This window comes from Burkholderia sp. Bp8984 (genome assembly GCF_003853755.1).
Lineage (GTDB): Bacteria > Pseudomonadota > Gammaproteobacteria > Burkholderiales > Burkholderiaceae > Burkholderia.
In genome coordinates, this window is sequence record NZ_QTQN01000069.1 from 1 (window position 1) to 10,041 (window position 10,041).

Below are 10,041 nucleotides of genomic sequence, written 5' to 3' on the forward strand. Positions count from 1 at the left end.
ACGCCGAACGCCATCTGCGGCTGCTGGTCGATGAAGATCAGCTGGCTGTTGTGCGGAGTGAGTACTTCAAGCTTCGGATTGCTCATGGCGCATGGCGTCCTGTGAACGAAAAGAGAGGGCCCGCCTCGACCGTGAAAACGGGAGGAGCCGGCGGCACATCGCGCCGGATCGTCATCCGGCTCGCATTATTTAAGCCGCAAACGCCCGGCGCGACCACCCAAGAAACGGAATCGATGCGATTCCGGAAACGGCGCCCGTTGGAAGCGGCCCGCTCTTTTTTTCTTCACGCAAACCCGCTACGCTTTCAAAACCTTGACGGCGCCGTTTCGGTGCCGCTCGCCCATCACCGGACGCTCCACCATGAAACCGTACGTCTTCTCGCTGCTCGCCGGCATCCTCGCCGGTGTCATCTACGGCGCGCTCGGCGTGAACTCGCCCGCGCCGCCGGTCATCGCGCTCGTCGGCCTGCTCGGCATGCTGGCCGGCGAACAGATCCTGCCCGTCGCGCGGCGCATGCTCGCGGGCCACCGGCTGAACACCGCATGGCGCGACGCGAAGTGCAGCCAGCACATGTTCGGCGCGCTGCCGGGCGGCAGCGCGAACGAACGCAAGCCGTCGTGACGCGCACGCTCCGCAATAGCCGCACGCGTCGCGCATGACCAACGTCGAGCTGTTCCACTACCTGCTGCTGTTGATCTGCGGCGCGGGCGCGCTCACCTGGCTCGCGGAGCGCGTGTCGATCCCGCCGGCCGTCGTGCTGCTGCTCGGCGGCTGCGTGGTGGCCGTCGCAGGCAAGCGCACGCCCGACATGGATCCGGCGCTGCTGCTCGTGGCCGTACTGCCGCCGCTGCTGATGTCGAGCGGCTTCTATACGGCGTGGAAGGAATTCCGCCACGAGCTCGCGTCGATCGCGTCGCTCGCGCTCGGCGCGGTGGTGTTCACGACGGTTGCGGTTGCGCTCGCCGTGCATGCGGCCAATCCGGCGCTGCCGTGGGCCGCGTGCTTCACGCTCGGCGCGATCGTGTCGCCGCCCGACGCGGTCGCCGCGAAGGCGATCCTGCAGCGCCACCCGCTGCCCGCGCGGCTCGTCGCGGTGCTCGAAGGCGAAAGCCTCGTCAACGATGCATCGGGCCTGCTGCTGTACCAGATGGCCGTCTCGGCCGCGCTCGCCGTCACGATCACGACCGCGAGCGCCACCGGCCTGTTCTTCTCGCTCACGCTGATCGGCATCGCGGTCGGCCTCGCGTGCGGCCATGCGATGTGCTGGGTGCTGCAGCGCCTGCGCGAGCCGATGCTCGGGATCGTCGTGACCTTCGCGATGGCGTGGGGCAGCTACGGCATCGCGGAAGCCGTGCACGGTTCGGGCGTGCTGTCGGTCGTGACCTGCGGCCTCGTGCTCGGCGTGCGCCAGCATCGCGTGTTCGGCGCCGACATGCGGATCAAGGCGAAGGCGACCTGGGAAGCGATCGTGTTCGTGCTCGATGCGCTCGTGTTCATCCTGATCGGCCTCGCGCTGCACGCGATCCTCGCCGGCGTGAACCACGAAGGCGCGGTGCTGATGGCCGGCCTGCGCGTCGCGCTGCCGGCCACCGCCGCAGCGATCGCCGCGCGCGTCGTGTGGGTGTTCGTCGCGATGTGGCTGCCGGGCCGCCTGCGCGCGCCGCGCGCGGGCCATGCGCCGTGGTCGTGGCGCGAGGCCGTCGTGCTCGGCTGGTCCGGCATGCGCGGCGTCGTGAGCCTCGCGGCCGCGATCGCGCTGCCGGGCAACTTCCCTGGGCGCGACCTGATCCTGTTCAGCACGTTCCTGCTGATCATCGCGACGCTGGTCGTGCAAGGCGGCACGCTTGCGCCGCTGATCCGCGTGCTGAAGCTGCGCCCGGCCGCGCGGCACACGATGTCCGAGCATGCCGTGCGCGCCCATACGTTCGGCGCGGCGCTCGCCGAACTCGATGCGCGCGAGCAGCGCGGCACGAGCCTCGAACGCGCATCGCTCGACCGGCTGCTGACCGAATACCGCAGCCGCGTCGCGTTCAACGAACGCGCGCACCGCGACGGCGCAGAACCGGCGGACGTGCGCGCGCGGATGCTGCGCGTCGAGCTCGAGCTGGTCGGCGTGTCGCGTGATGCGCTGCTCGAGCTGCATCGCGACGGCCGGGTCGACGACGCGGTGCTGCACCGCATAGAATCCGAGCTGGATTTCGAGGAACTGCGGCTGCAGCGCCTGCTCGAACCGTAACGTCCGGCCTGCCCGGCCCTCCCCGGCCGGCCCGCCTTCCCTTTCCCCACATGGAATTGCAATGAGCGAACTGTCCGTCGAAGCGAGCATCGGCTCGGTCGATTACCTGGTCCATTTCACCGACGGCGTCCATCAGTGGCGCGCCGACGAACCGGCGTCGCTCGGCGGCGGCGATACCGCGCCGACGCCCGTCGCGCTGCTGCTGTCGAGCCTCGGCGCGTGCACCGCGATCACGCTGAAGATGTACGCGCAACGCAAGGGCTGGCCGCTCGCCGAAGTGCACGTGAAGCTCGCGCACGAATCGGGTAGCGCGGGCAGCACGATCGTGCGCCGCATCACGCTCGACGGCGACCTGACCGACGAGCAGCGCGAGCGACTGCTGCAGATCGCGAATGCGTGCCCGGTGCACAAGATCCTCACGCACCCGATCACGATCGATACGGCAATCGCCTGACCCACCGGATACGAGAGACCCACCATGTCAGCATCGATCAAGACCCTGCTCACGCCGCGCGAGAGCGACATCGGCAACCTCGTCGTGCGCCGCGTGCTGCCCGCGCGCGCCGCGCGCCTCGTCGGCCCGTTCATCTTCTTCGACGAGATGGGGCCGGCCGTGCTGCCGGCCGGCAGCGGCATCGACGTGCTGCCGCATCCGCACATCGGCCTCGCGACCGTCACCTACCTGTTCGACGGCACGCTGATGCATCACGACAGCCTCGGCTTCCGGCAGAAGATCGTGCCCGGCGACGTGAACTGGATGACGGCCGGGCGCGGCATCGTCCATTCGGAGCGTTCGCCCGACGAGGACCGCCCGCATGAACAGCCGGTGCACGGGATCCAGACCTGGGTCGCGCTGCCGGTCGAGCACGAGGACACCGCGCCCGCATTCGTGCATCACGCGGCCGACACGCTGCCGTCGTTCACGCGCAACGGCGCGCACGTGCGCGTGATCGCGGGCACCGCGTTCGGGCTCACGTCGCCGGTCGCGGTGTTTTCGCCGACGCTCTATGCGTATGCTGAATTCGCCGCGGGCGGGCAGCTCGCGCTCGACGCGGAACACGACGAGCGCGGTGTGTATCTCGTCGACGGCGACCTCACGATCGACGGCACGCCGCTCGCCCCCGCGACGATGGCCGTGCTCGAACCCGGCACGAACGTCGCGCTCGCCAGCGCGAACGGCGCGCACGTGATGCTGCTCGGCGGCGCGCACCTGCCGGGCGAGCGGTTCATCGAATGGAATTTCGTGTCGAGCGAGCGCGCGAAGATCGAGGCGGCCCGCCACGCGTGGGCGGCGCAGACCTTCGGCAAGGTGCCGGGCGAGGAAAACGAATGGACGCGCCAGCCGGAGCGCCGCGCGCAGTGAGCCCGCGGTGAGCCGATAGCGGTCGGCGCATCGATGCAGCGCGGCCGGCATTCACGCCGGCCGCCTTGCGTTTACCGCCTCAATCCCATCAGCTTCGCGAGCACGGGCCAGCGCTCGAGCGATTCGACGAATGCGCGCCGCGCCTGCTCGTCGACGTAGCGGGCCGGATCCAGCGCAGGCAGGTGCCGCGCGAGGCCTAGCACGTCGTTCGGTTGCGACAGGCGATCGTCGTCGCCATCGCCGATGTTTACTGTTCGTCGATCCATACGCCGTCCGGAGTCTTAACCGCATAGCCGGTGCTCGTCTGCAGCGTCACCGTGCCTTCGTTCTCGCCGACCATCCGCGTGCGCGGCAGGTCGGCGGCATATTGCGCAAGCGTCGCGCCCGGCTTGAACGGGCTGTTCGACACGAGGTTCGACAGCAGCTGCGCGAGCGCGAGGAAGCTCGTCGGCTGGTCGATCACGGTCGTCGTGCCGTGATTGCCGGTGAAGCCGACGAGCCGCACGCCGACCGGCCCGTGGACGACGCGCGGCGTCGGGATCTCGCGCAGGCCGGCCACCTGGTTCTTGTCGCCACGCAGCGCGGCGCCGTGCTCGGGCACGAACACGATCACCGCGCGCCGTCCCGACTGCGCGATCAGGTCGGCGAGCCGGTCGAAGTCGTTCATCATCCGGGTCACGCGCTGCGGATACGAATCGATGCTGGTGAGCGAGCTGCCCACCACGCGGTTGCCGTCGTGCAGGCTGATCGTGTTGTAGTACAGCGCGACCGGGCCCGGCACCGACGCGCGCTGCGCGTACCAGTTCGCGAGCGTGCCGTAGTCGTCCTTGATCGCCGAGCCGTCGAACGCATGCATCGCGACCGGGGCGGCGGCGTTCGAGATCATCGGCGCGTCGGGCACGCCGATGTTGTCGTGAACGACCTGCAGGAAGTTGTCGAAGTGCCCGTCGTGGTTCAGCAGCGACTGCACCGTGTAGCCGGCGGACGCGAGTTGCGAAAACAGGTGGCACTGCTGCGGCGCGGGCTTGTACAGGTCCGCGTGCGCTTCCTGCCCGCAACTCGCGCGCAGCACGCGGATCGCGGCCGGGCCGCTGTAGCTCGCCGCCGTGCTGAAGTTGTTGAACAGGTAGTCGAAGTGGCTCAGCATCGGGTGATTGCGCACCTTCGCGGCATCGAGGTCGTCCCACGACAGCGAGCACACGTGCAGCACGATCACGTCGAACTGCGCGGCCGGATCGTTGCCGAGATGGCCGAACGCGACCTGCCGCTGCGACTCCTGCGCGCGGAACGTCGCGAGCGCCGCGTTGTGGTCCTCGGGCTGGCCGGCGCGCCCGCCCGTGGCGTCGGCCTGCTGCTGCGGGAGCGGCGCGACGACGCGCGCCATCAGCCCGTTGCCGGCCTGCCACAGCGGCATCACGACCAGCGCGGCGAGCACGAAGGTCGCGACGCGCACCCAGCGGTTGACGATGAAATAGACGATCAGCACGCCCGCCACGGTCAGCACCAGCAGCGGCGGCAACAGGCGCGGCAGCAGCTCCATCCAGTAGTCGAGGCGGAACGTGCTGACCTCGCGCGCGGCATCGACAAGGCGCGCGAGCGGCGGCGCATGCAGCTCGCGCGCAAGGAGCGGCACCGCGATCGCGAGCGCGGCGAGCTGCCGCACGATGCGCCACACGCGCGCCCGGATCGGCGCGCTCGCCGCGAGCGCCAGCGCGAACGCGAGGTTCGCGAGCCACAGCGGCTGCAGGTGGCCGGTCGCGAACAGCGCGAACTTCAGGATGAAATACAGATTCCAGAACGTCATCTAAACCACTCCGTGATGGGCGCCGCGTCAGTCGCGCGCCCGATCGAGCTTCGGTGCCAGCATCGACTGCACGCCGCGCGCCGCACCTTTCCACATCCGTACGTAACCGTCCAGGCCCACGCGCAGCACTTCCTTCAGCCCGCGCAGCGGCGTGTCCGCGTGCGCGCTCGCGTGCCAGTCGAGCCACGCGTCCGCGCGGCCGAACGTGCACTGCACGAGCTGGCGCTCCTGCTCGAGCGTCAGCGCCTCGAAGCTCACGCCGACGTGGGTCGGCGTCACGCGGCTCACGCGCACCGGGAACGGAAACGGCCGGTCGCCGCGCGTCACGCATACCGTCAGCGTGTCGCCGACCGCGAGCGGCAGCCCCGGCACCGCTTCGAGGCCGAGGCCGCCGGTCGAGTAGTCGCTCGTGAAGCATGCGGCAGTCGAGCCGTCGGCGAGCAGCAGCGTCGCCGGCACGCGCATCGCGATCCGGTGCGTGACGCGCACCTGCTTGGTCTCGCGCGCGACGGCCATGGCCGCGCCGAGCATCGCGAGGTTGTAGACGGTCCAGCCGAGCGTGATCAGGATCGTCGACGCCTCGTCGCCCTGGTCGGCCACGAGCCGCCACAGGCCGGCCGCGATCGCGAGCACGTTCAGCGCGAACAGCACGAGGTACGGCTTCGAGGTCGACCAGTCGACGTAGCCTTCGTCGATCTTGCCGCCCTTGTCGGTCACGTTGAACTTGCCGTGCTGCGGGCTGAAGAACGCGACGGTGGTCGGCAGCGCGATGTACCACGCGAGCACCGATTCGTAGACCTCGGCCCAGAACGAGTGGCGATAGCGCCCCTGCATCCGCGAGTTCGCGACGTTCGCGAGCACCAGGTACGGGATCACGTAGCTCGCGAGCGCGACCGACGACGCATTGATGAAGTACAGGTGGAAGAACAGGTACGCGAGCGGGATCGTCAGGAACACGAGCCGCGGGATCCCGTAGAAGAAATGCAGCATCGCGTTGCCGTAGCAGATCCGCTGGATGAAGCCGAGCCCGCGCCCGAGGAACGGATTGTCGATGCGGAAGATCTGCGCCATCCCACGCGCCCAGCGCGTGCGCTGCTTCACGTGGCCGGCGAGGCTCTCGGTCGCGAGGCCTGCCGCCTGCACGGTCGGCAGGTAAGCCGACGTGTAGCCGCGGCGGTGCAGCTTGAGCGCGGTGTGCGCGTCCTCGGTCACGGTCTCGACCGCGACGCCGCCTACCTCCTCCAGCGCGGTGCGCTTGAGCACCGCGCACGACCCGCAGAAGAACGTCGCGTTCCACAGGTCGTTGCCCGACTGCACGAGCCCGTAGAACAGGTTGCCCTCGTTCGGGATCTCGCGGAACGTGCCGAGGTTGCGCTCGAACGGATCGGGCGAGAAGAAATGGTGCGGCGTCTGTACCAGCGCGCATTTCGGGTCGCGCAGGAACACGCCCATCGAGGTCTGCAGGAACGAGCGCGTCGGCACGTGATCGCAGTCGAAGATCGCGATGTATTCGCCGTGCGTCTTCGGCAGCGCGCGGTTGATGTTGCCGGCCTTCGCGTGGCGGTTGTCGTCGCGCGTCAGGTAGCCGATCCCCGCCTCGCGCGCGAACGCCTCGAACTCGGGGCGCCGGCCGTCGTCGAGCAGGTACACGCGCAGCTTGGCCGCCGGCCAGTCGATGCTCTGCGACGCGAAGACGGTCGGCTTCACGACCGACAGCGGTTCGTTGTAGGTCGGGATGTAGACGTCGACGCTCGGCCAGGTGTCCGGGTCGTCGGGCAGCGGCACGATCGGCCGGTCGAGCGGCCACGCGGTCTGGACGAAGCCGAGCAGCAGGATCATCCACGTATAGGCTTCGGCGCCGTACAGCAGGTAGCCGGCGAACGCCTCGACGGGGCTGCGGAAATCGAGTGTCTGGGTCGTGCGCCACCACACGTAGCGGACGGTGGCGAGCAGCGCGAGCGACGCGAGCGCAAGCGTCGGCAGATGGCCCGGCAGGCGGCGCAGCGCGAGCGCCAGCACCGCGACGATCGCGAAGAACGCGAACTGCGCGCCGGGCATCAGCGGCGACATCCCGGCCGCGGCCCACATCAGCGCGCCGGCGATCAGCAGCAGCGGCGCGAGCCAGCGGTGCCGGCCGACGCCGTGCGCGCGCGCGTCGAGCCAGCCGCCCCAACGAGCCCACGGCAGACGCGCGAGCAACGCGTCGAGGCGCCGGCCGAGCGCGCGCGCCGCGACGTAGACCGGCACGACGAACGTGTCGAACCACGCGAGCGGATCGCGCGCGGGCCGGCCATCGGCTGCGCGCGGCGCGCGCACGATCGCGCGCCACAGCCATTCGCGCGTGCTCAGCGGCTGCAGCACGCCCCACTCTTGCGCGAGCCACAGGAAGGCGATGCGTGCCCGGCGGCGCACGGGATCGGGCCGGCCGGGCGGCGGCGCGTGGAAGAACAGCCGCACGAGCCAGTCGAGCAGCGTGCGCTCGGCCGGCAGCCCGATCCCGTGCGCGCACCAGTCGGTCGCGCGCCGGGCCGCAGCGCGCCAGCGCGACGCGAACGCGGCCTTCATCGCCGCGCTCCCGTGCGGCCGGCCGCGGCCGCCGCGAGCCACGCGTCGACCCAGTTCGCGACGCCGTTCAGGTCGTGCGATGCCTGCGAATACGGCGCGTCGTCGAAGATCCAGCTGCCGCGCGCGAGCGTTTCGGGCACGGCCGCATCGACGTGAATCCGCTGCTCGAGCATCGACGCCGGTCCCGCGACCGCGCGCAGCATCGCGAGCGCATCGCGCTGCATGTCGCGCGCCGGGTTCAGCCGGTTCACGACGATCTGCAGGTCGCCGCCGCCGGCCCGCAGCGCGTCGAGGCGCGCGGCAATGGTCGCGCACGCGGCCGGTTCGGGCGGCACGACGACGAGCGTCAGGTCCGCGCGGCGAATCGCCTGCTCGGCCTGCGGCGACGGATAGCGCGCGGTGTCGACCAGCACGACGCCGTCAGGCGGCAGCGCGATCTCGTCGAGCGCGCGCGACAGCCAGGCCGGATCGGCCGCGAGCCGCGCATCGCAGGCGGCGGCGCCCGCCGCGTCGACCTGCCCGTACGGGACGAACAGCACGCCGTCGGCATTGCGCCACGTATGCGCGTGCCACGGCGCGGCGTTACCCGGGTCACCGAGCAGGCTGTGCGCGAGCCCGTGCTCGGCCAGCGTGTCGAGACCGAGCGTCGCGCCCATCAGGTTCTGCGCGTCGAACTCGACCGCGACGACCGGCCGGCCGCGACGGGCGAGCAGCACCGCGAGCGCGCCGGCGAGCGTCGTGCGGCCCGCGCCGCCGGTCGTCGACGTGACGGCGATCGTCTTCATGGCGCGGCCCCGCCGGCGTGGTCGGCATCGGGCAGCAGGCGCCCGCGCAGCGCGACCGGCACGAGTTCGCACGGCACCGCGTCGCGCCGCTGCAGCCCGCGCGGCGCATGAAAGCCGCGGCCGAGGCCCAGGTGCTGCGCGACGAGCCACACCGGCACCGCGATCGCGATGCCGACGATGAATCCGATGACGAGTTCGGCGATCATGCGCCCTCCGGCTTGCGCAGCGGCATCGCGCTGCGGATGGCGCCGCGCGTGTGCGCGACGGGAAATGCAGGAAATGCCGGCGCATCGCCCGGCATGTCGGCGAGCGGCGTCGCATCGTCGGCGTGAACCGCGTGCGGCGGCGCATCGACGTGCCGGTCGGCCACACCGCCCGCGGCGGCCGCGCCGCCCCCGCCGGCCACGGTGCCGTCGGCGCCCGGTTCGGCACGCGCCGCGCGTTCGGCCGGCCCGCGTGCCGCATCCGCCGGCTGCGCCGTCGCGAACAGGTCGCTGTAGTCGGCGATCGGCGCGCGCCGGTTCTCGGCCTTCAGCGCATCGAGCTCGGTGTCGATGCTGCCCTGCCCGAGACACACGACGCGATCGGACAGCGTCTCGACCGGCACGTCGAAGATACGCGCGAGCGCATCCTCGGCATCGGCCGGCTCGCACGCGAACAGGAACACGTACAGGTGCCCGGCATCGGCCGTCACGACGTCGCCCGCGCGGCGCGGCCGGCAGTGCCGCAGCGCATCGACGTGCGACACGCCGGGCAGCAGCGCGATCTTCGCGAGCGTATGCGGCAGCGCGAGCACGGCGCCGCGATCGAGCACCGCGCGAATCCGCAGGCAGAACGCGCCGACCGGCAGGTAGCCGAGCACCGAATCGCCGAGCGCGGCCGCGAGCGCCGCGCGATAGTCGGGCGCGACGGGCCGCGCATAGAGCTGCCCGCGCAGCGCGTGCACGGCCGCGTGCATCCGCGTCACCGGCAGGTCGCGCGCGACGACGCGGTTCGCGCCGACGCTCAGCACCAGCATCTCGAACTGCTGGCGCAGCACCTCGCCGCGCTCGACCACGGCGATCTTCAACGCGCCGCCGCATTGCCGGCGCAGCGTGTGAACGGCCGCGCACAGCGTCTCGAGCTGGGCATGCCAGCGGAACGCCAGCACCGCGGTCGCGGGGGGGGGGGGGGGGGGGGCCGCCCCCCCCCCCCCCCCCGGGGGGGGGGGGGGGGCGGGGGGGGGCGGGGCGCCGGCGGGCGGGGGGACGCGGCGCGGGCGGGGGGGGCGGGGAGCGGGCAGGAGAGG

The 10,041-nt window shown here is 71.3% G+C and carries 9 protein-coding genes and 2 pseudogenes; 4 read left to right on the plus strand and 7 right to left on the minus strand.

The window, feature by feature from the left end:
* A pseudogene (locus tag DID98_RS35080) lies at positions 1-86 on the minus strand (hydrolase); the annotation flags it as partial.
* 274 nt (positions 87-360) lie between these two features.
* Here DID98_RS35080 and DID98_RS35085 point away from each other — a divergent pair.
* The 4 genes from DID98_RS35085 (at position 361) to DID98_RS35100 (ending at position 3,599) form a co-directional block, all read left to right on the plus strand.
* Positions 361-621 carry a XapX domain-containing protein gene (locus tag DID98_RS35085; protein ID WP_124524096.1) on the plus strand — a complete coding sequence of 87 codons (261 nt, stop codon included), beginning with the start codon at positions 361-363 and terminating at the stop codon, positions 619-621.
* Between the two features lie 34 nt (positions 622-655).
* Positions 656-2,236, plus strand: a complete 1,581-nt coding sequence (locus tag DID98_RS35090) for a sodium:proton antiporter (RefSeq protein ID WP_124572223.1) — start codon at positions 656-658, stop codon at positions 2,234-2,236.
* A gap of 61 nt (positions 2,237-2,297) precedes the next feature.
* Positions 2,298-2,690 (plus strand): OsmC family protein, encoded by a 393-nt coding sequence (locus tag DID98_RS35095; protein WP_059467735.1) that lies wholly within the window; start codon positions 2,298-2,300, stop codon positions 2,688-2,690.
* A gap of 24 nt (positions 2,691-2,714) precedes the next feature.
* Complete coding sequence (locus DID98_RS35100; RefSeq protein ID WP_124572224.1) at positions 2,715-3,599, plus strand: pirin family protein; 885 nt, start codon at positions 2,715-2,717, stop codon at positions 3,597-3,599.
* 71 nt (positions 3,600-3,670) lie between these two features.
* On the opposite strand, the gene DID98_RS35105 is transcribed toward DID98_RS35100, so the two are convergent.
* From DID98_RS35105 to bcsE, 6 genes and pseudogenes are all read right to left on the minus strand, one after another.
* Positions 3,671-3,865, minus strand: coding sequence for a hypothetical protein (locus DID98_RS35105; RefSeq protein ID WP_124524103.1), 195 nt, complete (start codon positions 3,863-3,865; stop codon positions 3,671-3,673).
* Positions 3,847-5,403: a cellulose biosynthesis protein BcsG gene (gene bcsG, locus DID98_RS35110; protein WP_124572225.1), complete on the minus strand. Its 1,557-nt coding sequence runs from the start codon at positions 5,401-5,403 to the stop codon at positions 3,847-3,849. The genes DID98_RS35105 and bcsG overlap by 19 nt, the downstream gene beginning before the upstream one ends.
* Positions 5,404-5,430: 27 nt before the next feature.
* On the minus strand, positions 5,431-7,968 hold the full coding sequence (gene bcsA / locus DID98_RS35115) for a UDP-forming cellulose synthase catalytic subunit (protein WP_124572226.1): 2,538 nt from the start codon (positions 7,966-7,968) through the stop codon (positions 5,431-5,433).
* Positions 7,965-8,753 carry a cellulose biosynthesis protein BcsQ gene (bcsQ, locus tag DID98_RS35120; RefSeq protein ID WP_124572227.1) on the minus strand — a complete coding sequence of 263 codons (789 nt, stop codon included), beginning with the start codon at positions 8,751-8,753 and terminating at the stop codon, positions 7,965-7,967. The genes bcsA and bcsQ overlap by 4 nt, the downstream gene beginning before the upstream one ends.
* Positions 8,750-8,959, minus strand: a complete 210-nt coding sequence (locus DID98_RS35125) for a hypothetical protein (RefSeq protein WP_124489491.1) — start codon at positions 8,957-8,959, stop codon at positions 8,750-8,752. The genes bcsQ and DID98_RS35125 overlap by 4 nt, the downstream gene beginning before the upstream one ends.
* Positions 8,956-9,912, minus strand: a pseudogene (bcsE, locus tag DID98_RS35130) (cellulose biosynthesis protein BcsE); the annotation flags it as partial. The gene DID98_RS35125 and the pseudogene bcsE, both read right to left, overlap by 4 nt.
* Positions 9,913-10,041 lie beyond the last annotated feature (129 nt).